At 39.9% G+C, this 23,000-nt stretch carries 22 protein-coding genes; 9 read left to right on the top strand and 13 right to left on the bottom strand.

The features are described from left to right. The first annotated feature begins 30 nt into the window (after positions 1 to 30). A complete protein-coding gene (locus tag HS960_RS24760) occupies positions 31 to 618 on the top strand; it encodes a Crp/Fnr family transcriptional regulator (protein ID WP_145328318.1) in 588 nt (195 codons plus the stop codon). Positions 619 to 720: 102 nt separating this feature from the next. Continuing rightward, positions 721 to 1,314 carry a YceI family protein gene (locus tag HS960_RS24755; RefSeq protein ID WP_153846816.1) on the top strand — a complete coding sequence of 198 codons (594 nt, stop codon included), beginning with the start codon at positions 721 to 723 and terminating at the stop codon, positions 1,312 to 1,314. A 62-nt stretch (positions 1,315 to 1,376) separates the two neighbouring features. Here the strand turns inward: HS960_RS24755 and HS960_RS24750 are convergent, their stop codons facing one another. The 4 genes from HS960_RS24750 to HS960_RS24735 all read right to left on the bottom strand — a co-directional run bounded on the left by HS960_RS24750 (position 1,377) and on the right by HS960_RS24735 (position 5,121). Next, positions 1,377 to 2,162, bottom strand: a complete 786-nt coding sequence (locus HS960_RS24750; protein WP_182330784.1) for an SDR family oxidoreductase — start codon at positions 2,160 to 2,162, stop codon at positions 1,377 to 1,379. 77 nt (positions 2,163 to 2,239) lie between these two features. Beyond that, positions 2,240 to 3,892, bottom strand: a complete 1,653-nt coding sequence (locus tag HS960_RS24745) for an ABC1 kinase family protein (protein ID WP_182330783.1) — start codon at positions 3,890 to 3,892, stop codon at positions 2,240 to 2,242. Between the two features lie 94 nt (positions 3,893 to 3,986). Continuing rightward, positions 3,987 to 4,628: a hypothetical protein gene (locus tag HS960_RS24740; RefSeq protein ID WP_153846813.1), complete on the bottom strand. Its 642-nt coding sequence runs from the start codon at positions 4,626 to 4,628 to the stop codon at positions 3,987 to 3,989. Next, positions 4,618 to 5,121 carry an RNA polymerase sigma factor gene (locus tag HS960_RS24735; RefSeq protein WP_075994087.1) on the bottom strand — a complete coding sequence of 168 codons (504 nt, stop codon included), beginning with the start codon at positions 5,119 to 5,121 and terminating at the stop codon, positions 4,618 to 4,620. The genes HS960_RS24740 and HS960_RS24735 overlap by 11 nt, the downstream gene beginning before the upstream one ends. 117 nt (positions 5,122 to 5,238) lie before the next feature. Here HS960_RS24735 and HS960_RS24730 point away from each other — a divergent pair, with 117 nt between their 5' ends. Next, positions 5,239 to 5,676, top strand: a complete 438-nt coding sequence (locus HS960_RS24730; protein ID WP_075994088.1) for an acyl-CoA thioesterase — start codon at positions 5,239 to 5,241, stop codon at positions 5,674 to 5,676. A gap of 158 nt (positions 5,677 to 5,834) precedes the next feature. Here the strand turns inward: HS960_RS24730 and HS960_RS24725 are convergent, their stop codons facing one another. The 3 genes from HS960_RS24725 to HS960_RS24715 all read right to left on the bottom strand — a co-directional run bounded on the left by HS960_RS24725 (position 5,835) and on the right by HS960_RS24715 (position 7,820). Then, complete coding sequence (locus HS960_RS24725) at positions 5,835 to 6,278, bottom strand: Hsp20/alpha crystallin family protein (RefSeq protein WP_075994089.1); 444 nt, start codon at positions 6,276 to 6,278, stop codon at positions 5,835 to 5,837. Between the two features lie 384 nt (positions 6,279 to 6,662). Then, positions 6,663 to 7,373, bottom strand: a complete 711-nt coding sequence (locus tag HS960_RS24720) for an AAA family ATPase (protein ID WP_153846812.1) — start codon at positions 7,371 to 7,373, stop codon at positions 6,663 to 6,665. Positions 7,374 to 7,451: 78 nt separating this feature from the next. Further along, on the bottom strand, positions 7,452 to 7,820 hold the full coding sequence (locus tag HS960_RS24715) for a dihydroneopterin aldolase (protein ID WP_153846811.1): 369 nt from the start codon (positions 7,818 to 7,820) through the stop codon (positions 7,452 to 7,454). Between the two features lie 72 nt (positions 7,821 to 7,892). Here HS960_RS24715 and HS960_RS24710 point away from each other — a divergent pair, with 72 nt between their 5' ends. The 3 genes from HS960_RS24710 (at position 7,893) to HS960_RS24700 (ending at position 11,774) form a co-directional block, all read left to right on the top strand. Next, on the top strand, positions 7,893 to 8,621 hold the full coding sequence (locus HS960_RS24710) for a 3-keto-disaccharide hydrolase (RefSeq protein WP_153846810.1): 729 nt from the start codon (positions 7,893 to 7,895) through the stop codon (positions 8,619 to 8,621). A 244-nt stretch (positions 8,622 to 8,865) separates the two neighbouring features. Beyond that, entirely contained in the window at positions 8,866 to 11,049 is a 2,184-nt protein-coding gene (locus HS960_RS24705) for a S9 family peptidase (protein ID WP_153846809.1), read from the top strand. Positions 11,050 to 11,168: 119 nt separating this feature from the next. Continuing rightward, positions 11,169 to 11,774 carry a CDP-alcohol phosphatidyltransferase family protein gene (locus HS960_RS24700; protein WP_200845672.1) on the top strand — a complete coding sequence of 202 codons (606 nt, stop codon included), beginning with the start codon at positions 11,169 to 11,171 and terminating at the stop codon, positions 11,772 to 11,774. Here the strand turns inward: HS960_RS24700 and HS960_RS24695 are convergent. The 3 genes from HS960_RS24695 to asnB all read right to left on the bottom strand — a co-directional run bounded on the left by HS960_RS24695 (position 11,771) and on the right by asnB (position 16,283). Continuing rightward, positions 11,771 to 12,742: a polysaccharide deacetylase family protein gene (locus HS960_RS24695; RefSeq protein WP_227550234.1), complete on the bottom strand. Its 972-nt coding sequence runs from the start codon at positions 12,740 to 12,742 to the stop codon at positions 11,771 to 11,773. The genes HS960_RS24700 and HS960_RS24695 overlap by 4 nt on opposite strands. Next, positions 12,742 to 14,310 carry a M20/M25/M40 family metallo-hydrolase gene (locus HS960_RS24690; protein WP_153846807.1) on the bottom strand — a complete coding sequence of 523 codons (1,569 nt, stop codon included), beginning with the start codon at positions 14,308 to 14,310 and terminating at the stop codon, positions 12,742 to 12,744. The genes HS960_RS24695 and HS960_RS24690 overlap by 1 nt, the downstream gene beginning before the upstream one ends. Positions 14,311 to 14,594: 284 nt before the next feature. Next, positions 14,595 to 16,283: an asparagine synthase B gene (gene asnB, locus HS960_RS24685; protein ID WP_153846806.1), complete on the bottom strand. Its 1,689-nt coding sequence runs from the start codon at positions 16,281 to 16,283 to the stop codon at positions 14,595 to 14,597. Between the two features lie 235 nt (positions 16,284 to 16,518). Between asnB and HS960_RS24680 the strand changes: the two genes are divergently transcribed. Together HS960_RS24680 and HS960_RS24675 are read left to right on the top strand one after the other, a co-directional pair. Then, complete coding sequence (locus HS960_RS24680; protein ID WP_075994096.1) at positions 16,519 to 17,094, top strand: Crp/Fnr family transcriptional regulator; 576 nt, start codon at positions 16,519 to 16,521, stop codon at positions 17,092 to 17,094. A 177-nt stretch (positions 17,095 to 17,271) separates the two neighbouring features. Further along, positions 17,272 to 17,733, top strand: a complete 462-nt coding sequence (locus tag HS960_RS24675) for a VOC family protein (protein WP_153846805.1) — start codon at positions 17,272 to 17,274, stop codon at positions 17,731 to 17,733. 168 nt (positions 17,734 to 17,901) lie between these two features. Here HS960_RS24675 and HS960_RS24670 read toward each other — a convergent pair whose 3' ends face one another. The 3 genes from HS960_RS24670 to HS960_RS24660 all read right to left on the bottom strand — a co-directional run bounded on the left by HS960_RS24670 (position 17,902) and on the right by HS960_RS24660 (position 21,156). Continuing rightward, positions 17,902 to 18,237: a HopJ type III effector protein gene (locus HS960_RS24670; RefSeq protein WP_075994097.1), complete on the bottom strand. Its 336-nt coding sequence runs from the start codon at positions 18,235 to 18,237 to the stop codon at positions 17,902 to 17,904. A gap of 78 nt (positions 18,238 to 18,315) precedes the next feature. Continuing rightward, the gene (locus HS960_RS24665) at positions 18,316 to 20,154 is read right to left on the bottom strand and encodes a UbiD family decarboxylase (protein ID WP_153846804.1); all 1,839 of its coding nucleotides are present in this window, start codon (positions 20,152 to 20,154) and stop codon (positions 18,316 to 18,318) included. A 132-nt stretch (positions 20,155 to 20,286) separates the two neighbouring features. Then, positions 20,287 to 21,156: a Rossmann-fold NAD(P)-binding domain-containing protein gene (locus HS960_RS24660; protein WP_153846803.1), complete on the bottom strand. Its 870-nt coding sequence runs from the start codon at positions 21,154 to 21,156 to the stop codon at positions 20,287 to 20,289. A 482-nt stretch (positions 21,157 to 21,638) separates the two neighbouring features. On the opposite strand from HS960_RS24660, the gene HS960_RS24655 reads away from it, so the two are divergent. Beyond that, positions 21,639 to 22,895 (top strand): deoxyribodipyrimidine photo-lyase, encoded by a 1,257-nt coding sequence (locus tag HS960_RS24655; RefSeq protein WP_227550233.1) that lies wholly within the window; start codon positions 21,639 to 21,641, stop codon positions 22,893 to 22,895. The last annotated feature ends 105 nt before the right edge of the window (positions 22,896 to 23,000 follow it).

Raw genomic sequence — 23,000 nt, 5'->3', positions numbered from 1 at the left:
GCATTGCAAAATTTCGTATTTTACAGCCAAATGGAACAATTCAAGGAATTTGTAAAACAACGCATTGATGTCACTGAGGAAGAACTGAATGACATCGTTTCACGTTATCAGGTAAGGAAAATAAAGAAAAAAGAATACTTCCTCCGGGCTGGCGAGGTGTGTCACCATGAAGCATACGTGATCAGCGGTTTATTTAAATCTTTCTATGTCACCGCCGATGGGATCGAACACATTCTACAGTTTGCAATTGAAGATTGGTGGATCGGTGATATTGCCAGCTTTAATTATCAGGAGCCAGCACTTCAAAATATCCAGGCTTTGGAAAACGCTGTGGTACTTACACTGTCAAAAAAAAATAAAGACAAACTTTACGAAGATCATCCAATCTTTGAGAAACTCTCCAGGATAATGGCCCAACGTGCACAAATAGCATCGCAGCACCGTATTATCTCGAGCATAGGTTTTACTGCACAAGAGCGGTATCTGGATTTCATCAAAAGGTATCCTAAAATCTACCCGCGGATCTCCAATATGCAATTAGCATCCTATCTTGGCGTCACACAAGAGTTTCTAAGCCGTCTAAAAAGACAAATATTAAAGCCGAATCGAAATTCTTGACCTACATCAATTTTTTCATTGTTAGTTTATCCCACCTTTGCAGAAGCTTGTTCAAACAAACATTTTGAACTTTTGAAGGTTAGATAAATAAAAAGAAAACACATGAATAAATTTTTCCAAATTTTGGCTGTAGCAGTATTAATGGTTAATGTTGCTGTAGCACAAGTAAAATGGTCTGCAGACCCTGCGCATACAAATGCAAGATTCGATGTAAAACACCTTGGAATAAGCTTTGTTGACGGTGAATTCACAAAGGTAGAAGGTACAGTTGAAACTGCAACAGGAACAGGCTTTAACAATGCTAAAGTTAATTTTTCTATCGACGTCAACAGCATCGATACACGTATCGCTGCCCGTGACAATCATTTGAAGACCGATGATTTCTTTGCTGCGGAAAAATTCCCTAAAATGACATTAAAGTCTATCAGTTTTACAAATGCGAAAGTAAAAGGAAAATATATTATGATAGCAGATTTGACTATTCGTGATGTAACGAAAAAAGTAACTTTCGAGGTGACTCAAAATGGTGGAATCATTACTGATCCATGGGGAAAAACACGTGCTGGCTTTACTGCTAAAACAAAAATTAACCGTCAGGATTTCGGCATGAAATACAATGATAAATTACCTTCTGGTGTAGAAGCGGTTGCTTCTGATGTGGACATCATTGTCAATACCGAATTGGTATTGAACTAATTGAAAATAATAAATCACACAAACTTAGTGGCTATCCTATTTGATATAGGATAGCCACTTTTTTATAAGCCTTTTAACATACCGCCATCCAGGGGAATATTGGTCCCAGTCAGATAACCTGCATATTCGGAGCAAAGGAAAGCGACGAGATAACCGTATTCTTCAGGCTTACCCAGGCGCTGTGCAGGAACCTGTTTTAACCGTAATTGCAGCGCTTCCTCATAGGAAATCCCCAGACGTTGTGCATCTAGCTTGGTTAGCGACTGGATACGATCCGTATCAAACAGACCTGTTAAGATGCTGTTGACAGTCACGCCATCTTTAGCGACATCCACTGCCAACGATTTACTCCAGCTAATCAATGCTGTACGGATCGTATTGGACAACACTAAATTAGATACCGGTTCTTTCACTGTTGAAGAAGACACATTAATAATACGTCCGTATCGGTTTGCCAACATATAAGGCAGCGCACATGAGGTTGTGTAACAGTGATTTTGAAATAAGAGTTCAAAAGCATGTTGGTAATCCGCCAGATTTTTTTGGTCTATGGTTCCAGCTTGTGGGCCATTCGAATTATTGATCAAAATATCAACCTTATTCGACTCAAAATAATGTGTTATTTGCTTTTTGTACGCTTCGTGATCATTGTAGTCCACCAGGATATACTGATGCACCTGCCCTTTGGAAGTATCAAGACTTTCACAGGTACGCTGTAGCTTTTCCTCATGTCGGGAAGCTAAAGTTACAGATACGCCGCAAGAGGCAAGCACCTGGGCAATACCTGCACCTATACCAGCAGAACTCGCTCCGATCAACGCCTTTTTCCCATTTAGATTGATTTCCATATCTTTTTGTTTTCTATTTTATAGTGTGTATGTATGCATAGCCAGTCATCGTCGCTGAAAATATGTTCTAGATCCGACTAATCGTTGTCCTTTGCCCGGATCATGGCGACAAATAAATATATAGCAAAGACCCATGCGGAGCCAAGGCATATCCAGGCAAAAATGGGAATTCCCCACCACTGCGGTTCTACCCTTGCAACGATAATCATTCCGCCCAGTAAATTGAGTGACATAAACATAATTCCGATGACAATACGATTGACCCCCTTGCGTAAAATGGCATTAAAAGATCGTGCACTGATCAGACGATGGTTGAGTGTAAAATTTCCCGTCCGAAACAAACGTACAAGAGCACGCATATCTTCAGGGAGTTTTTCGACATCACGGGCAAAAGATTCAACTTTATGTTTTCCTTTTTTGAATATCGCCTCTGGAGAGAGTCGCTCCATCATAATCCTTCGTGCAAAAGGCTTGATACTCTCCATAATATTAAGATCGGGATATAACTGGCGTCCAATACCTTCCATCAACGAAATGCCCCGCATCAACTGATAGATATATTCCGGAAAATACAAGCGGTTGTCGCCAATGATGTTCCACAATTTATTGAACAATAAATCTAAGCTAAGATCCCCGAGAGACACATTATCAATCATATCGAAAATCTCATATAGGGATCTTTCAAACCGGTTACGGTCCGGAATATGGCTCACCACCGCAACGTCTTCAATCACATCGGCTAAACGGACAGCATCTTCGGAAATAGCCGATTGAATAAACTCCTCAAGCTGCCTACGGTCTATTCCCAATAATTTACCCATATTTCCAAAATCCAAAAAAGCAATCCGTCCATCTGGCATCACCATCATATTGCCGGGATGGGGGTCGCCATGAAAGAAACCATGGATAATCACTTGCTCAAGGTATAAATTGATCCCATTTTTGACCAGCGTTTGGACATCCATTCCCCGACGTTTAATTTCAACGGCATCAGTTACCTTGAAACCATCAAGATATTCCATGCAAAGAACACGGTCCGATGAGAGTTCAGGATAAACACGGGGTACCTTGATCAGTTTATTTCCTTTAAAGTTCTTCGTGAAGCGTTCGATGTTATGCCGCTCAATCACCAGGGACATCTCTTCCTGCATTGTCGTAGCGAAAGATTCAACAATTAGCAGAAGATTAAGGTTTTCCAGTAAATCATTGTACATGGTTAGGATTTTGGCAATATCACGCATGAGTGCTAGATCACAGCGCATAACCTCATCGATACCGGGACGTCGGACTTTTAAAACCACTTGGGTCCCATCTTTTAAGGTTGCGCGATATACCTGTGCAATAGAAGCCGCAGCAAAAGGTTCCGCAGCAATCTCCTGGAAATACGCCTCAATATCCAGCTCCAGTTCTTCCTTCAGATACGATTTAATATCCACTTCAAAGGGCGGAACATTGTCCTCTAGACGCTTCAGTTCCTCTACGAGCTCTTTGGGCAACAATCCTTCCCGCGTCGAAGCAGATTGTCCAAGCTTGATAAAAGCCGGACCGAGCTCCTCAAGCGCCATGCGAATACGGGTATAAACACTGATCTCATCGACATCAATAGGATGTTCTACGGCTGATCTGGGTCCTTTCCACGGCAATCGAGCGATCGCATCTTTAAAACCATATTTGGCCAATATACTTAAGATCTGGGAACTGCGCTGTAACTTCTTTGTCGGATTATACATAATGGACAATGATTTTCGATAACAATATACGAAATATCCATGCGCTATAAACACGAACACCTGTAAAACAAAGTAGATATTTCATATGGTCGCCTTATTCCGTTTCCATTTGATCCAATTTCTCCTTGATCTCTGCGATATACCTACTGTAGTAGCAACGAATCATAATTTCTGTCAGACCAACAACAAGGACGATAGACACAATTGCCGAAAGAATCATCCACACAATAAAGTTCGGTTCCTGTTGGAAAGTTTCCTTGAAATGGTACAACCGATCAAACCACACCGTTGTTTTATTCTGTGCTATCATAATAAGATATAGAAACAAAGCTTGTGGAATCATCACATAGGCCGCAATACGATAAGTCTCTACGGCATACTTCAAATCGTAATACAACTTGAGCAAGTGTTCTTTAGAAGCCAACAACTCGATCTTTTTCGTGCTCTTTACCAAATAAAAGAACCTCCGGTAATATAAAAGACTTGATAATGATATCTGTACGATAAAAAAGTAATAGGCAAATGCCGCATAACCTTCAATCTTATACATTGGCAAGATAGGCACCAAAAACAAAAAGCCCATACAAACGACCCAGGAGATAAACTCGCGTTTGATATTCTTGCGCAACTTGCCCATGATATTGCCAACTTCCTTATAGTATTTGAGATTTGGATTCTGTAAATCCTCATCTGTAGGCTGTTCCTGCCAAGATTTCTTTAACTCATCAAAATTCATACTTGTATTTTTTAATGATTTGTTGAATTCGCTCCTTCGTGCGGTTTAATTTTACGCGGGCATTGACTTCCGATATACCCAGATTCTCTGCAATCTCGCGATGACTCTGACCTTCCAAAAACAAAAATATTAGGGCTTTTTCAATTGCGTTGAGCTCTTGAACGGCCTGGTAAAAGACTTTCAGTTGCTCATCTTTATCGGTATCGTAAGCTTCTTCTGCAAAATCATGCCGCTCCTCTAACGCATCATAAATCTGATGCTTCTTTTCTTTTTTTAAGAATACCATTGCGGTATTGAGGGCAACACGGTACATCCACGTTGAAAATTTACTCTGTTGCTTAAATGTCGCATAGGATTTCCACAGCTGATAGACGATCTCCTGATACAGATCTTGCCGCCCCTCGTGATCATCCATATACATACGGCTCACCTTAACGAGAATACCTTTATTCTCGTCAATCAGTCGAAGAAATTCTATTTCCGATGGGTTCACCTAGCGATTTTTCTTTAAATATATTTAGGTAATAAGTATAGCAAACAAACAAAGTGTTACAGCTTTATTTAAAAATATGTAAATTGTTATTAAAATAGAGACTAATCGCTGAAGATTATGGAGAATATATTTTATCAAGGTCAAATTATATGGGCGCAGATCGATGCAAATAGACATATGCGGCATTCTGCTTACGCAGACATATGTGCTCAGGCCCGTAGTAATATGTTGAACAAAATGGGCTTTTCACTGGATAAATTTGCCGAATTTCATATCGGTCCTATTTTGTTCAGGGAAGAACTCATCTATTTTAAAGAAGTACATTTGGATGAATATGTACAGGTAAAAGTAGAACTGACCAAATACAACAAAACAAATAGTCGTTTTTCATTTATACATCAGGTTTTTCGTAATGACGGAGTTTTGTGCTGTACCGTTAACGTTGATGGAGCTTGGCTGGACCTTCAAAAGCGGAAATTAACGAAATTACCAGAAGAGATGGAGCCCTATCTCGCCAGAATTCCCCGATCTGAAAACTATACCGAAACTGAGTAGTCTTTTCATCATGTCAAGACCATCCTTAAAAAAGAAAAATCCCTCGGAACACAAACGGAACTCCGAGGGATTAAAACATAAACTAAACCTAAAAACTATTGTCTTTTATTCACCTTTTGGTCATTTCTAAAATGAACTATTTCTTGTGTACTACTGAATTATTTAACTTCAATCAAACGTTTTGCAATGATTGCATCTTCTTTCTTGCCAACAGTCAAAATTAATATCCCACCTTCATAGGCAGCCTCGATATTGCTGTAATCTACGGTCTCTGGCAAGGTAAATGATCTTGAGAACGAAGAGTAATTGAATTCTTTTTTGCTGTATAATTTTTCTTCACTAACACTTTCCTCTTTTTTCTCAGCTGAAATCGTAATTAGATTTTTATCCACATTGATCTTAAAATCAGATTTATCCAATCCGGGCGCTGCCATTTCAACTTTAAATGATTTTTCGGATTCTGATATATTGACCGCCGGCACACGGGATACCAAACGATCGGAGATGAAGTTATCATTGAATAAATTGTCAAATACAGTGTTTACAAATGGATTTACTGCATCAGTGTTTAAACTTTTTGTAGGGAATTTAATTAATGCCATTTTTTGTCCTCCTAATTTTTTGTTTTATTGTTAAGCTTTTTTGTTCTAACTATTTGAAGAGAATTATTCAATTTGCGTACCAGCAGTTTTTAAAAGACAAAATGTCATTTTAAAATAAAAACAAATGCCATTTTGACTTATTCACAAACTATTTTTAGTTGCTTAGCGATCAATCTGTCATCGACAGGATCCAGTCTTATCATAAATTGCACCCATATACACAATAACGTATAGGAGACAAAACAGTTTATCAGAAGGTGTTATTTTTTTATTAGGCGTCTGAAGCGGAGCGTTCAACTAACAGACTAACATAGAAGAGAAAAAACAGTTTATCAGAAATTGTTATTTTTATTAAGCGTCTGAAGCGGAGCGTTCAAAAAATCATTAAGGTTGATTTTGTTCCAAAGCAGCGATCAATAAGAATTTGACAGCATCGTAAATATAGTCCTTGGCCTCCGCATAGGAGATCCCATAGCGTCGAGGTACGACATCAGCATAATGCGGAAATGGCATAAATAATTTATCATAATATGCATCCAACTGCACCATTGTCGGCAACTCAAAAGCCAAACGAAGCTGAAACCGCCGGATAATGGCTGTATCCAATATTTCGGGATGGTTGGTTGCTGCAATCAATACCGCTTCAGCAGGAAAATAATCGATCAGCTGTATAATGGTGTTCACGAGACGACGCATTTCACCCACATCCTTTTCTTCACTAATCCGCGCCTTTCCTATCTGATCGAATTCATCTAAAAACAGAACTGCTTTTTCACGCCCAGCTTTATCAAAGACCTGTTTAATGTGCTGCGAGGTTTCACCAATACGAGAAGAAATGAGGTTGCTCAGATTCAACACATAAATTGGTTTTTCGAGCGCTGTGGCCAAGGCTTTCGCCGTTGTTGTTTTTCCGCAACCAGAATAACCGTGCAGTAAAATCTTATTGCTAACCGGCAGACCATATTGTGAAAGCTCTTTAATATAACGATGCTCTTTAATCAGCTGATGGAGCTTCTGACGGCTCTCCTCTTCCAAGAAGACATCTTCTAAAGCTATCCTTTCCTTATCGGCAATTACAAGATCGTAAATATTCATAATGTTAATTTAAGACTATCAGATAACAGTTGGCAAAACTAAATCTTTCAGCCAGCATATCGCTGATCCAGTTTCAATTTAATCCTTGAAATATTTAAGGCTAACTTGGGAGCAGGAAAGATCTCCACCAAAGGGAGGGTTCGATTTACGTATCACCACTTCGATCGTCAGGGCATGGGATACTCTTTCCCGAATCTGATCTAATATTTCTGAAGCCGCAGATTCGAGCAATTTTCGTTTAGGCTGCATGACGCTAGCGGTAATCTGATAGAGTTCTTCGTAATTGAGCGTATTTTTTAAGTTCTCTGTCTCCGTATTCAAAAAGGGAAAACATACATCAATAGAAACAAAAAACTCATTGCCAAGCACCTGTTCTTCTTCATAGTAACCTATTGGTGCATAGAATCGGGCCTCTTTCAGCGATACTGTTTGTAAAATGGTTGCCATGTACAAACCTAAGGAAATTGTTCCATACAGATGGAATTATTTGTATATTTAGCCATACCAAAAACCCAACAGATGAACTTTTTTTTATCATCAGCACTAGTAACAACACTCTTATTTGGTGCCACAGCACTGCAGGCCCAAACCAATATGAAAGCCAGTGACACGGAATATTATAGTCCTGTCCCCCCCACATTAACGATCGATCATGGTATCCCAAGCGATGCAATTGTTCTTTTTGATGGGAAGGATCTCAGCAAGTGGAAAAGTGAAAAAGGGAAAGCCAATTGGACTGTAGCCAACAACGTGCTCGAAGTAAAACCGGGAGCTGGAGCCATTGAGACTAACGAACACTTTAGCGATTTTCAACTGCATGTTGAATGGAAAAGCCCCGAAGTGATCAAGGGTGAAGGCCAAGGGCGAGGCAATAGTGGAATTTTCCTACAGGGGCATTATGAAATTCAGGTATTGGACAACAATAACAATCCAACCTATGTCAATGGTGGAGCGGGTAGTCTTTATAAACAACGGCCGCCTTTGGCGCAGGTAATTGCACCGGACAAATGGCATGTATATGATATTATTTATAAGGCTCCTCAATTCAGTAAAGATGGAATATTGACTTCTAAAGGAACAGTAACGGTCTTACATAATGGAGTCGTTGTGCAAAACAACACCCAAATCGACGGTACCACAGAATATATAGGACTACCTAAGCAGATAAGCCATGGCCCAGGCCCAATTATACTGCAGGATCATGGTGATTTGGTCCAGTTCAGAAACATCTGGCTACGTAAACTATAGGTTTGCAGCAAACAATTTTAGTTAGAAAAGCAACAATTCTGTATTAGGTTTTATAGGGCTATTTCCCTAATTTAGCCCTATAAAATTAAAAACAAACGGAATGTAATGAGCTACTTGTGCCATTAATTTCTTACCGCAATAGGCTTAGAAGCCTTATGTAAGTGGATTAATGAAGCGCAAATAACCACTGGAATGGGCTCACTTATGCCGTTGAGTATAAACATTCACACAATATTACAGTTTAATGAAAAGAATTGCGCTATTCTTCTTGTTGGCAAGCTCCATCAGCAGCTATGCACAACGTAACCTCAATTTAGAAGAAACAGTATTTGGCCCCCGAACTTATGCCCCAACATCGATAGCCGGAGCATCGTGGATACCAAAATCAAACAACCTCTCCTATCTCGATAAATCGTATCAGAACCTATTATCCAAAAGCGCTTCCAGCAACTGGAGCGAAACAAATCTCGCGTCTAAAACAGACCTCGAAAAAGCACTAAAAACGGCTATCCCGAACGAAACATTTAATTTGCGCGTATTTCCTTACGACTACAAATGGCGCGACGGAAATGCACTATTACTGCAGGTTGAAGGAAAAGATAAAACCTATACGGTAGCTTACAACATTAAATCAAAAAATATTGAAAGTTTTATCGGGAATGACAATAAGGGAGCTAATCGCGAGATAAGTTCTGATTTTTCAAAAATCGCTTACTTAGTAGACAACAACATCGCAATTATTGACAAAAACGGCAAAATTACTGCTGTAACCAACGATACAGACAAAGGGATTGTCAATGGAAGCGATTATACACACCGTCAAGAATTTGGCATCAAGAAAGGAATGTGGTGGAACAATCTGAATGATAAATTGCTGTACTACCACAAAAACGAGACGATGGTTGCCAATTATCCGTTACCGCAATGGAGTTCCAAAATTGCGGATATCAAATGGATAAAATACCCCATGACAGGCCAAAAATCAGAAGAAGTTTCTTTGATCGTTTACAATACCACCACGGGGCAAAAGGTAACCCTTCAAACCGGCGAGCATTCAGAGCAATATTTAACCATGGTTACCTGGGATCCTTCTGGTAAATACATCTACGTCGGAGTACTTAACCGTGGGCAAAATGATCTTAAAGTCAACAAATACAACGCCGAAAACGGTTCCTTCGTCAAAACCCTGTTCGAAGAAACTGCGACAACCTGGGTTGAGCCAGAAAACCCATTGACATTTTTGCCAAACAAACCGGATCAATTCCTTTATCAATCCGATAAAGATGGTTATAATCAACTTTACCTCTATAACACGGAAGGTAATTTGATCAAAAAGTTAGGCTATAAAGACATTGTGATGGAGGCACTCCTTGACTTTTCGGCTGATGGCAACAAAGTAAGTTACACCGGAGTCACCAACAATGGTTTAGATCGCCAATTATTTGAAGTCGATCTAAAATCAGGAAAAACGGTTCAATTAACGAATGAATCGGGCATGCACCATGCGGCGCTAAGTAGCGATGGCAAGTACATCTACGATCAATATAGTAATTTAAAAACACCAAATAAAGTTCAGATCAAAGAAGTGAAATCTGCTAAAGAAACAACCTTAGTCAATGCAGAAAACCCTTTTGCCGGAAAAATAAATGATCCTAAAATTGAATTTATACAATTGACATCCGCAGATGGAAAATACCCATTGACAGGACGTATCATTTATCCCAACGATTTTGATCCTGCAAAAAAATACCCCGTCATGTACTATTTATACGGCGGATCACATTCGCAGCTGGTTTCCAACAAATGGCTAGGAGGCGCTGGTTATTTTGATATGTATATGGCCCAACAAGGATATATCGTGTTCACCATGGACAATCGCGGCACAAATTACAGAGGCCGGGATTTCTATACTGCTACGCATCGCAACCTCGGTCAAAACGAAATGGCCGACCAGATGAAAGGAATTGAGTTCCTTAAATCAAAATCTTTTGTTGACCAACAGCGCATGGGTATTTTCGGGTGGAGCTTCGGTGGTTTTATGACAACTTCCTTCATGTTACATCATAACGATATTTTCAAGGCTGCTGTAGCAGGAGGCCCGGTAATCGACTGGAAGTTTTATGAGGTTATGTACGGCGAACGCTACATGGACACTCCACAAGAAAATCCCGAAGGTTACAAATTGACATCTCTGCTCAATAAAGCCGATCAACTGAAAGGAAGACTATTGATTATTCATGGTGCACAAGATCCTGTCGTTGTACAACAAAACAGCATGGAGTTTTTAGAAGCATGTATTAAAGCCGGAAAGCAAGTAGATTATTTTCTATACCCGACTCATGAACACAATGTAATGGGGAAAGACCGTATTCATATGTACGAAAAAATTGCAGACTACTTCAATCAACACCTCAAAAACCCCTCCTAAAACTTAGGGAAGCAAGAAAAACCAAAAAGGCATCTTTCAATATGAAAGGTGCCTTTTTGGTTTTGTAATGTACAATACGTATCTTTAATAGCAACGTTTTAACCGATTATCCGCAGGCTTTGAAAAAGAATATTCCTTTTACACTGATTATACTGCGCCTTGTCTTAGGCCTGCTGCTGTTGCTCTTTTACTGGCTCAAAGTGGATCATTTTAAATGGTATGCAATTTCATTTCTTATAATCGGATTATTAAGCGACATATTCGACGGCATTATTGCCCGTAAGCTAGCTGTTTCTACCACGCTGTTACGTCGATGGGACTCCAGTGTTGATCTCCTGTTTTTTGCCTGTGTTTCACTGGTAAGTTACCTGAGCTGTCCCCAATTTTTTAAGGATAATGCTACATTGATTTTGATCCTGGTAGGATCAGAGATATTAACCTACATCATTAGCTTTGCAAAATTTAAAAAGGAAATTGCAACACACTCCATTGGAGCGAAGATCTGGACGCTGTTTTTATTCGCTCTTTTAGTTGAATTACTGCTACATTGCCAATCGACAATCTTATTTCAGTTAACGGTCTGGCTAGGCCTTCTTACGCGCCTGGAAATTATTGCTATTATCCTGACGCTCAAAAACTGGTCTAACGACATCCCAAGTATCTACCACGCTATCCAGCTACGCAAAGGAAAGGCGATCCTCAAAAACAAGTTGTTCAATAGTTAATGCGGCTCCTCATCCAAGCCTTCAGATAAACTATACAATGTCCAATGTTTTGTTTTTATTGACTGAGATTCTGTCCGAAGCAATTGGATAAAATCCTGCACACCGAGTTCTTCATTACCATTACCATGAATCAGAACAATACTTCCGTTCTTGGCTTGCTGCCCTTTAGCCAACCATGCATCCGAGCCAACTGCAATAAGACCATAAGACAACAGCCGTTCAATAATATTTCGATCTGAAACTAGGCCCGGACAACGAAAAAAAACGGAAGGCATAAGGCCATTTTTTAGCATCAATTTTTCATTCTCCAATACCTCATAATTTAGATTCGTATTTTTAGAAAGCAGAAAATTGGACGTTAAAGGGTTATTGTTAAAAACATGGTCGTACGTATGATTGATCCAGGTAATCTTTACACCCTTTGTATCCAATGACTTTAGCCATTCCAGATCTGCAGCATGATTTAGCATCCATTTGCCCGAAACAGAAACAGCCAGTGGCAGGGTGCTATCAATTCCCTTAAACGCAACGAGAAGATCCTCAAAAATAGCTTTGTCCAAAGGTTTGTGTGAAGGACATAGATCGATCGTCAAATTAATACCAGCCTCTTTGGGAAGTCTAAAATTCAGCCCCGCATCCTGTAAGTTATTTTCAGTTTTTCTGACCAAGGAAAAACAACTTTCATATACCGAACCACTTAGACTTCTCGTAACCTGAGCCGCATCTTTGTACAGAACGCTTACTGATCGATCTCCTACTACACGCGTTTGCAATGTAGTAGGATCTACCGTTAAATAATATTTTACAGCATTTGTCGTGAAACTACGGATCCCCACCAAGGAATTATTATTTTCACGAAGGATCAACCACTCGGTTCTGTAGTTTTCCAAATTAGCAAATGAAGCCTGTCCATAAGAGAATAGGGCGCATACCAAAAATAGACAAACAAAAATGAGCTGTTTCATCATCAGTTACCACTTGTTCTTTTTGACTGTAGATTTGTTGGCCATACCGTCTGCTTGCCATCTTTATCGATTGGCAATATGATCTTTTCCCGGGAGACCAAAGTCGGTTCTTCACAGGCTAGGTAAGTTAAAATCGCAACGATAATGGCGTTTTGTTTCACCTCATCAAACACAATCTTATCGTAGGTATCGCGATTGGTATGCCAGGTCACTTTACCATAATCCCATGAAGTGGAAGAGAGCCCAAAGGCTGGAATTCCTTTTTGAACGAAAGAAGAGTGATCACTCCCTCCCGTCCCCGGCATGCCCGGAAAACTGGTTTGGATTTCATTGCGGAACTCTTCAGGCAAATATTGCACCCAGCGGCTAATGTATTCGTAGGATTTTTCAAAACCACTCCCCCCGATACGAACAATTCGCCCCGTCCCGTTATCCTGATTCCATACCACCTGTATATTTTTAGCGATCTCGGGATGGTCCTCGACAAATGCAGAAGAACCGTTCAGCCCCTGTTCCTCACTACCCCAGTTACCGACCAAAATCGTTCTTTTATTTTCGGGATAAACCTTTCTTAAAATACGGACTGCCTCCATCATTGTAATCACCCCTGTAGCATTGTCTGTAGCACCCGAAGCTCCGTCCCAAGAATCTAGATGTGCCGAAAGCACAACATATTCGTCCGGTTTTTCTTTTCCTTTGATCTCCGCAATACTATTATAGGTTTTTGATGTCCCACGCTCTTTTGAATTTCCCTGTAGCGATACCCGAGGTTTGACCCCATGTTCTGTCATGCGGTATAACAGACCATAATCTTCTAATCCGACATTAAATACCGGAATCTGTTTGGACTTCGCATCAAAAATCCGCGTGATACCTGGCAGCTCCGTCCAGTAGGAATCAATAACACCAACGGCTCCAGCATTCTCCAGGGCCAATGGCAATGTCCGACGGGTGCTTCCCGTGTAGGACATGCTGCCCTCCCATTTTTTCAACTGATCACTTTTTAGGGTTTGATATTTTTCATAACCTTTCGGGGAAGCAGACTCCTTCCAGTTGGCGTCAGATCTTCCCGACAGTGGATTCATCCCAATCAATACGATCTTGCCTTTAATTGTTTTAAGCCAGGACTGAAAATCAGATTGGGAGCTAAATAAGGGCATAGCGACCACTTCTGCCTCGATCCCTTTCTCCTTCGTCATAGGGCTAAAAGCCAACTGTGTACCTTCTAAAGACTTTATTCTCGGATAGGTCATCGTCACTTGAGAAGTCCCCCGTTCCCAGGAACGCCATTCACCATAAGGCTCATTACGAGCCTGTGCTCCAAGCGCATTATAATTTTTGACAACCCAATCGTGCGCCTGCTGCATTTGTGGACTCCCGACAAGACGGGGGCCAATCATATCGATAAGCTCAAACGCATACTTCTCCAATTGTGAATTTGCATTTGCCTCCTGCACAATTGACGAAACCATCGCGTCTTTATTTTGAGCAAAAATAGTTGGAGCGCTCAACAATAGAAGTGCCAGCGCCAAAGATTTCATTCCACGGTGTTTCATTGAATCTATCTTCATCTGTATATCATTATTTATAATTAATTGTTAACCAGCGAACACGGCTATCGGGGAGTATACTTAATTGTACATTCACTTTCCTATTTTGTTCACCTATAGCTAATTCAGAAACCCAAAGTTTCCTGTGATTGGTTTTTCCGAAAATTACTAAAGAATATTTAAAAAAACACATTCATTTTTAATCAATTAAATAATATGCCCTTATTTAGTTAAAAAGAGAACATAAAAAAGCCTGAAAAGAATCTTTCCAGGCTTTACTAAATATAGATATGAGGGTTGATTAGTTACACTGCTTCCACTTTGGATTTTTCATAGCTCTCTTGGTGAACTGAGGCCACAGCTCTTCCAGATGGATCATTCAGATTCTGGAAAGAAGCATCCCAAGCCAAGGCCTCTGGTGTACTGCATGCGACAGATTTTACCGAAGGAACAGTTTGTGCCGCCGCTGTTGAAGGAAAATGGGACTCGAAAATTGTCCGATATAAAAACTCTTCCTTATTTTTCGGTGTGTTTATCGGGAAGCGCGTTGAAGCCTCTGCAAATTCCTGATCAGAAACTTTATTTTCAGCCTGCTCTTTCAAGGTATCGATCCAGCTATAGCCTACACCATCAGAAAATTGCTCTTTCTGGCGCCATGCGATGCTCTCCGGCAAGTAGTCTTCAAATGCCTTACGTACAACCCATTTCTCCATTCTTCCTTCGCGAATCATTTTATCGGAAGGATTGATACGCATGGCAATATCCATAAATTCTTTATCTAGGAAAGGTACACGTCCTTCTACTCCCCAGGCCGCAAGTGACTTATTTGCCCGCAGACAATCGTATAGATAAAGCTTTTTCAGCTTGCGTACAGTTTCCTCATGAAATTCCTGCGCATTAGGTGCTTTATGAAAATAAAGATACCCGCCAAAAAGCTCGTCTGAACCTTCACCCGACAACACCATTTTGATGCCCATTGATTTGATTACACGAGCTAATAAGTACATTGGTGTAGAAGCACGTACCGTTGTGACGTCATAAGTTTCCAGGTGATAGATCACATCACGAATAGCATCCAATCCTTCTTGGATTGTAAAGTTGATCTCGTGGTGTATCGTTCCGATATGATCTGCAGCTTTTTGTGCTGCAATTAGATCCGGTGCACCCTTCAGTCCCACCGCAAATGAATGCAATTGAGGATACCAAGCATCTTCTTTATCGTCACTTTCAATACGTTTGGATGCAAACTTCTTCGTTACCGCGGCAATAACGGATGAATCCAATCCACCAGACAGCAGTACACCGTAAGGTACATCTGACATCAATTGACGATGTACCGCATCTTCCAAAGCTTTGCGCAAAACAGCAATATCGGTCTCGTTGTCTTTTACGACATCGTAACTTTCCCAATCACGTTGGTACCAGCGCTGCGGAGCTTTCCCAGCTTTGCTATACAAGTAATGTCCTGGAGGAAATTGTTCAATCGTCGTACAGAAACCTTCCAGTGATTTTAATTCAGATGCAACAAACAACTGTCCCTGTTCATCTTCACCATAATATAAGGGGATAATGCCCATATGGTCACGTGCGACAAAAAAGGAATCATCACGCGAATCATATAGTGCAAATCCAAAAATACCATTTAATTCATCCACAAATGAGGGACCTTTTGCTAAATATAAAGCCAAAACAACTTCAGAGTCACTTTGTGTAGAAAACTCATAATCAGGAAGGCTATTTCTTAATTCATGGTGGTTATAGATCTCGCCATTAACTGCTAGTACAACTTTACCATCCGGACTGTACAAAGGTTGACTTCCCGATTTGGGATCAACGATAGCTAATCTCTCGTGTGCCAACAAGGCTTTCTCTCCAGTGAATATACCCGACCAATCGGGACCACGGTGACGAATACGTTTTGACATTTCTAATACTTGAGATCTCAATGAGCTTGCAGGTTGCTTTAATTCAAAAGCGCCAATAATTCCACACATATTATGAAAATTTTAAATATTTCGTTTTTACATTATGTTATTGACACAAAGTAAAACAATTAAAAATTAAATTCATAATTTTTTTTAATTTTTATTGTGTTTTTATTAAAAATAACTTTCAAAACAAGCGAAATTATCAACGAAACACTTATTTATTTACAATAATCACACAATAGATTAACAATTGATCTGCGGATTTATCGTTAAATTAACGTCGTAATCAAATAACCAGGACATGGATCTAATTAGAACCTTCTATAGTGAGCTTGCGCTCACACCACAGGAATTAACGGCCATCACGGAGAAACACGAAGCCATAACCGTCAAAAAGGGCGATTTTATATTGACCAAAGGACAGGTTTCAAATGCTTACTACTTGATTGAGTACGGACTTACACGCTCCTTTTTACATGATTATGAAGGCAATGAAGTTACCATCGGCTTCTGCAGTGACAATGATGTTGTCATTGAAGTGGCTTCTTTTTTTCAACGAAATCCAACGGTGGAAAATATTCAGGCGCTCATGGAAACCCGTCTCTGGAAAATAAAATTTGAAGATTTTCAGGAACTCTTTCATCAGATTCCTGAATTTAGGGAATGGGGGCGTTCCTGGATGGCTAAAGAACTTGTTCACAGTAAAAATAGAGCTATTGCCATGATTACAGAACCTGCTACTGCCCGTTATCTACGCCTGATTAAGGAAAAACCAATATTGATACAGCAAGCCCCCTTAAAACATATCGCATCTTATTTGGGTATTACCGACACTTCCCTAAGCCGTATTCGAAAAGAAATTGTCCATGGAAATTAGTCCTTTTTAATGAATAAAGGACTAATTTTTAAATCTTGCCTTAAGGCAAGATTTTTAAGAAAACTTCAGTTTAATTTTATGAATGTACTCCCACGCTATTTATTGTAGTCCCATGGGAATAATACAGTGAGAAAAAGAACTAAAAGAAGTAATCATTATATTCAAAAATTAGAAATCATGGCAAAATTACACGCTTATCTAAATTTCAACGGAAACTGTGAAGAAGCATTCAATTTTTATGAAACAGTCTTCAACACAAAAAATCCCGGCTACATGCGCTATGGAGATATCCCTGCTGATCCACAAATGCCACCTGTTCCAGACGAAGCAAAAAACAAAATCTGTCATACAGCAATTTCGATCAATGGAGACAGCATGCTGATGGGTGCTGATGTCATTCCTGCTTTTGGTCAACAATACATTCAAGGAAACAACAGCTACGTCATGCTGATGTGTGAAAGCACCACAGAAGCAAAAACATTGTACGATGCACTGAGTACCAATGCAAAGGCTGTTGAAATGCCGCTCGGCGAAACATTCTTTGCCGAACTATACAGCGCTTTTCAGGATCAATTTGGCATTTGCTGGATGGTTTATTTTGGCGGAAATAAAGAAGAAGATTGCGAAAGTAAGCCTTAAGCCAGCGAAACAATCAGTAATCTATTTGGCAAAAAAGGGCGGTAACAACAGTTTACCGCCCTTTCTATTTTCGTTGACTTCTACCTATTTTATGCGATCTCAATCGAAACTATCGCTAGAGGAAGTGCATCTCTATTCCACCGTAAGCTACCCCTAAAGCTGAACGTATTATTTCTTTACCAATACCTCTTGCTCAAACAGGATCCCATCCCAGCCATTTGTCCTAAATTGACGAATGTTCTGATGTCCCTCTCCCTCAGGATTATCGAGTACATTCTGATAATGCTCGGCAAAAAGACGCAAAGTATCCTCCTGCGAAAGACCATTCAACTGTGCAAAATAGAAAACTTTTGCACTGCCTTGATTTTCTTCTTTCGAATTTTTCAACGTCCCATTCTGAAATGCACTGGGACTATAGCTGTAATGATCGGCAATATGAGCCAATACTTCCTGAAACTGTAATTCGCTTCCTTTTGATTTAATCAATAATTCTGCTGTATTCATCTTGATGTTATACCTTTTAAAATCTATTCTAATTTAATTTCTCAACCATAAACCTGAATGAACAGGCATTAAGCGCTCTTAAATAACTCCATGCAGCGAACCTCCCTTTGCAGCAAGCTGATCCACACGTCTTTCCACCGCTTCATCTTTAATCAAAGCCGGGGCATGGTGGGGTTTTGTTCGCGCATCAATAATCAGGGGACCTTCACAACCCCAATGTTTAAATGCTGTAAAACTATTTATTCCATAAATATCATACGCAGGGTTACTTCTGGTAAACGTTGTCCAAACAAAGTTATTGACAGTAGCAGCGGTAAAATTGGCGTCATCACATAAAACGATCAATGGAAAACCTTCCAAGGAGCTTGCAGCGGCAGCGCGGCACCATTCCGCCATAATTTCCGATTCATGCTCGTATGTGGAGAATGCCTGTCCATCTATCGCAATAACACCAGGTATGACAAATTTTGCCTGATTGAAAGGTCGTGGCAGCTCAAAATTGGCAGGCAATTCACGACCCAATGTTCTTTTCTTTGTACCAGCGGCAGCAAAAACCACCTTTGAACCCGCATTTAATCCATCTCCGGAATAATCCAAGGTATCAATAGTCGTATTGGTCTGAAAATGAACATCTCGAGTGAGGTCTATGCGTTCAAGGATATGCCCCAAAAAAGCCGGAATATCGTAAATATCCAATTGCGGATTATCTTCATGTGCTGAAATAAACAAATATTTAGCAAGGCTGAGCTGATTTTTACCCAGTATCTGATTGGCTATTGTTAAAATTTCCTGCGGTCGATCGACACGCTGATAAGGCGTATATCGTTCAGACCCTATTGCAAAAAGCAAGGGATGTACACCAGCGGCATCAACAGCATTAACTGCATGGAGACCTGAAATCTCCTTTGGAATAGCAGCACCCGTAATTTCGTGGATTAAAGCACCAAAACTAGTATCTTCCTGCGGCGGTCGTCCCACAACTGTAAAAGACCAAATTGGATTTTTCTTGTGGTACACATTATGCACCTTCATCAAAGGAAACGGATGAGTTAAGCTATAATAGCCGATATGGTCCCCAAAAGGACCTTCTGGTTTATTTTCGTTGGGATAAACGGTACCTGTAATAACGAAGTCCGCATCCGCAGAGATACAAAAGCCTTCATCATCATAAAAATAGCGAAATCTTCTATTTCCCAATGCTCCGGCAAAGATCATCTCAGAGAGTCCTTCCGGCAGCGGCATTACTGCAGACAAGGGATGGGCTGGAGGTCCGCCGACAAAAATGCTAACCTTTAGAGGTTTACCGAGCGCATTTGCCTTAGTTTGATGAACTCCTATACCACGATGCAATTGATAATGTAAACCAATCTCCTGATCGGGCAGATAATCATTCCCGGAAAGCTGAATCCGGTACATCCCCAAATTAGCCTGCATAATACCAGGTTTGGCAACATCTTCGGTATACACCTGCGGCATCGTCACAAAAGCGCCACCGTCCATTGGCCAGTTGACAATCTGCGGAAGTTTACTAATTGATGTTTTTCCGTGAAGTATGGGAGCCCCCGACTTCTTTTTCCAGGGTAAAGCTCCGAGGGCGGTCATCGATGAACCAATATATTGAAAGGGATTTTTCAGCACTGCGGCAGGATTCATCTTAACATCCACCAATTTTTTCAGGTGATCTAACGAATCCCGAAACATAAACTTCGAACGATCCAGCGTTCCAAATAAATTAGACACAGCTGGAAACTCCGAACCTTTGATATTTTCAAAATACAATGCTGGTCCTTCAGCATCAAATACCCGCATATGAATTGCAGCCATTTCCAGATAAGGATCGACCTCTTCTTTGATCCGGATTAAATGACCATGTTTTTCAAGATCCGCAACACATGCTTCTAAACTATTGTATCCCATATATTAAATCTGCTTCAACACGTTAATCCACAAATTTAACAGAATAATTTATTAAACAGGATATAAAGAAAAAACCTTTAGCGATCTTCGATCTGCCTCTCCTATCATCGGTATAACAACCTCAACCATTACCTAGGTATCCATGCAGACATAGGATTTCAAAGGAGTAAATTCAAATGCCTGTACCCGCTGCCAAGTTGAATTATCTACATTTTTCTCATAATAAAGTACTCTTCTAAATTCGTCGATATCTTCTTTATTGATATCATTCAACCTTGTCAGCAAGAGTTTAGCAAAGAATTTATTGACGCTTATTTCTCTCTTTTGACTCTCGGAAGTGCACTTGAGGAAATGGTAAAATAAGCCCCTAAATGTCATTTCTTCATTGCCGCCGAGGTAAATAATTTCTGATATAAAATTATTTTCCCAAGGCATTTCCCGTAGCCAGCGGTATACATCAAGCAAAGGCAGCGGCCGAAACTTCAGTGAAGCCACCCAGTTCCAATAAAATATGGTCTGCCGTTTGGCGAGTTTCGCAAATATCCGGTTTAAAACACTCTCTTTCCCGATCACACTACTTTTAATCACAATGGTATATTGGACACGTAAGTTCTCCAGCAGGTCACGTACAGGCTCCAAGAAATGTTCATCCATTAGCCTTGCGACATAAATGACACGATTATTTCCGGCACGTTTACAAATTTCCACGAAATTGCGCAGACCAAGCAATTCAAGCTGAAGCTGTATATCATTATCAAGTGAAGGAACCTGTGTAAAATAAATCCCAAAATTGAGATCAGTAATTTGAAAACGCTCGAAAGCTTCCCCTTTCCGCAGCAGATCCAATTCAAAAAGCTTTGCCGTCACCTTTTCCTTCACTATTTTATTAAAAAGGGATAAGTTGCGCACTAATCCCGTCACATCAAAATCGCTGGATTGCAAATAACAGGATGCCCGTCGTCCCAAATAGGTATTTAGCCCACTGATTAAAACCTTTTTCATTCGAATTCTCTATTTTTATGGCAATGAAACCACCACGATTTAATGATTCGTTCTCACAATCGTGAGCCATTAAATAGGATCGTTTCTTCCTAGTACGCTGTATTTATGTATTACCCTTTCAATCTCTTAAACGAACAAAATCCCTAGGATGGTTTCATTGGTGATGCAGCTATCTTTTCCATGTTTTTCTTACGCTTTTAATATGTTACTCCGATCGTCTCAAGAGCAACGGCAATGACCTACAAATATCATAATTCTTTGATTTTAGAACAGAGAAACATCAAATAAGTTTAACACTATTTTTATTTTTCCCTAACCAAAATGGAGTAAACCATCCAAACAAGTACCGTCATTGTCCTTTTTTTGTCAATTCGCGCATAAATACTTTCAAGAACACAATATCCTTATATATTTGTAAATCTTCTGAAAATAGGCTGCACTAAAAAGTATTTATCTTCACCTCTATGGACAAAAGGGCTACAATGATCTGGTTTAGAAATGATTTAAGACTTCATGACAATGAAGTCTTTTATCAAGCTTCTGAAAAAAGTTCATTTATCATCCCGGTATACTGTTTTGATCCCCGATATTTCGACCGCAATCAATTTGGCACCTTAAATACCGGTGTTTTACGGGCGGCTTTTGTCATCGAAGCCGTGACCGCTTTAAAAGAAAAATTAAAGAGCCATGGTAGCGATTTATTGACTTATATTGGCAAGCCTGAAGATATTATTCCAAGAATAGCACAAAAATACCAAGTCAACGAAGTTTATCATCACCGCGAAGTGGCACTTCGGGAAACTTCTATATCGGAAAAAGTAGAAAGTGAGCTTTGGAGCAGTAAAATAAATTTGCGTCATTTCATTGGCCATACCCTTTACCACAAGGAAGACCTTCCTTTCCCTATTAAAGATATACCCAATGGTTTTTCTATTTTCAAGAAAAAAGTTGAGCGGGAAAGTCTAGTTCGACAACCAATCCCATTTCCGACCAATTTCCTTACCCCTCCCCATCTCGAGGACACCAAAATTCCGTCATTAAAAGATTTAGGTTATTCAGAGGAGGAGATCAAATCTGTTGATGACATCTATATTCTCGGTGGCGAAGACACGGCGCTTAGTATTATGCATGCGGTATTGTCAACCTATCCGGAAACGGACCAGGACCCCTTGATTCTAGGGCCTTTTATAGCTTCAGGTGCCTTGTCACCTATTTTACTCTATAACAATATCAAAAAACTTGGTGAAGGTAAGAAGGACAAACGATTTGAAAAGATTGTCGACATTCTTCTCTGGCGCGATTATTTTAGGTTTATGCTTAAAAAATATCCAAATATATTTTTTAAGCCACAGGGCACTAAAAACAGCTCCCATCAGAATCATCCGAACTTAGAGGGGAATGAAGAATTATTTGAAAAATGGAAATCGGGCCATACAGAACACGATTTTATAAACAGTGTGATGGTCCAGTTACAGAAGACCGGCTATATCCCTTATCAGGCACGCTTAATCGCAGCCAGCTATTTAGTTCATGAGTATCAGGTAAACTGGCTTCGTGGCGCCTCCTGGTATGAAGAGCATCTATTAGATTATTCTCCAGCAACTGTTTACGGACAGTGGTCTCATATTGCCGGAGTTGGGACAAGTGAAAAAGACAATAAAGCACTGGATTGGCAAAAATTGATCAAAACTCATTTCCCAAATGGACTTCCAAAACTGGAGGAAATACTGGTTAAATAAATCTTCGGCAGAAATAAATAATTCCAATAGAAAATAAATTTGTAGTACGCTAGAAGCCCTTTTTAAATCATGCTAAAAATGTTAAGAATTGGATAGATTTATTGA

The organism is Sphingobacterium paramultivorum, assembly GCF_014109745.1.
Taxonomy (GTDB): Bacteria; Bacteroidota; Bacteroidia; order Sphingobacteriales; family Sphingobacteriaceae; genus Sphingobacterium; species Sphingobacterium paramultivorum.
Note: the sequence above shows the minus strand (reverse complement) of the source record. Positions and strands in the feature narration are given on the sequence as shown.

Bases quoted from the DNA above. Each gene is read 5' to 3' on its own strand.
- HS960_RS24655 (WP_227550233.1), top strand. From the start codon at position 21,639: ATGATCTGGTTTAGAAATGATTTAAGACTTCATGACAATGAAGTCTTT.
- HS960_RS24670 (WP_075994097.1), bottom strand. From the start codon at position 18,237: ATGAATACAGCAGAATTATTGATTAAATCAAAAGGAAGCGAATTACAG.
- HS960_RS24750 (WP_182330784.1), bottom strand. From the start codon at position 2,162: ATGGAAATCAATCTAAATGGGAAAAAGGCGTTGATCGGAGCGAGTTCT.
- HS960_RS24710 (WP_153846810.1), top strand. From the start codon at position 7,893: ATGAACTTTTTTTTATCATCAGCACTAGTAACAACACTCTTATTTGGT.
- asnB (WP_153846806.1), bottom strand. From the start codon at position 16,283: ATGTGTGGAATTATTGGCGCTTTTGAATTAAAGCAACCTGCAAGCTCA.
- HS960_RS24695 (WP_227550234.1), bottom strand. From the start codon at position 12,742: ATGATGAAACAGCTCATTTTTGTTTGTCTATTTTTGGTATGCGCCCTA.
- HS960_RS24715 (WP_153846811.1), bottom strand. From the start codon at position 7,820: ATGGCAACCATTTTACAAACAGTATCGCTGAAAGAGGCCCGATTCTAT.
- HS960_RS24665 (WP_153846804.1), bottom strand. From the start codon at position 20,154: ATGGGATACAATAGTTTAGAAGCATGTGTTGCGGATCTTGAAAAACAT.
- HS960_RS24745 (WP_182330783.1), bottom strand. From the start codon at position 3,892: ATGTATAATCCGACAAAGAAGTTACAGCGCAGTTCCCAGATCTTAAGT.
- HS960_RS24740 (WP_153846813.1), bottom strand. From the start codon at position 4,628: ATGAATTTTGATGAGTTAAAGAAATCTTGGCAGGAACAGCCTACAGAT.
- HS960_RS24690 (WP_153846807.1), bottom strand. From the start codon at position 14,310: ATGAAGATAGATTCAATGAAACACCGTGGAATGAAATCTTTGGCGCTG.
- HS960_RS24720 (WP_153846812.1), bottom strand. From the start codon at position 7,373: ATGAATATTTACGATCTTGTAATTGCCGATAAGGAAAGGATAGCTTTA.
- HS960_RS24680 (WP_075994096.1), top strand. From the start codon at position 16,519: ATGGATCTAATTAGAACCTTCTATAGTGAGCTTGCGCTCACACCACAG.
- HS960_RS24675 (WP_153846805.1), top strand. From the start codon at position 17,272: ATGGCAAAATTACACGCTTATCTAAATTTCAACGGAAACTGTGAAGAA.
- HS960_RS24760 (WP_145328318.1), top strand. From the start codon at position 31: ATGGAACAATTCAAGGAATTTGTAAAACAACGCATTGATGTCACTGAG.
- HS960_RS24705 (WP_153846809.1), top strand. From the start codon at position 8,866: ATGAAAAGAATTGCGCTATTCTTCTTGTTGGCAAGCTCCATCAGCAGC.
- HS960_RS24725 (WP_075994089.1), bottom strand. From the start codon at position 6,278: ATGGCATTAATTAAATTCCCTACAAAAAGTTTAAACACTGATGCAGTA.
- HS960_RS24755 (WP_153846816.1), top strand. From the start codon at position 721: ATGAATAAATTTTTCCAAATTTTGGCTGTAGCAGTATTAATGGTTAAT.
- HS960_RS24730 (WP_075994088.1), top strand. From the start codon at position 5,239: ATGGAGAATATATTTTATCAAGGTCAAATTATATGGGCGCAGATCGAT.
- HS960_RS24660 (WP_153846803.1), bottom strand. From the start codon at position 21,156: ATGAAAAAGGTTTTAATCAGTGGGCTAAATACCTATTTGGGACGACGG.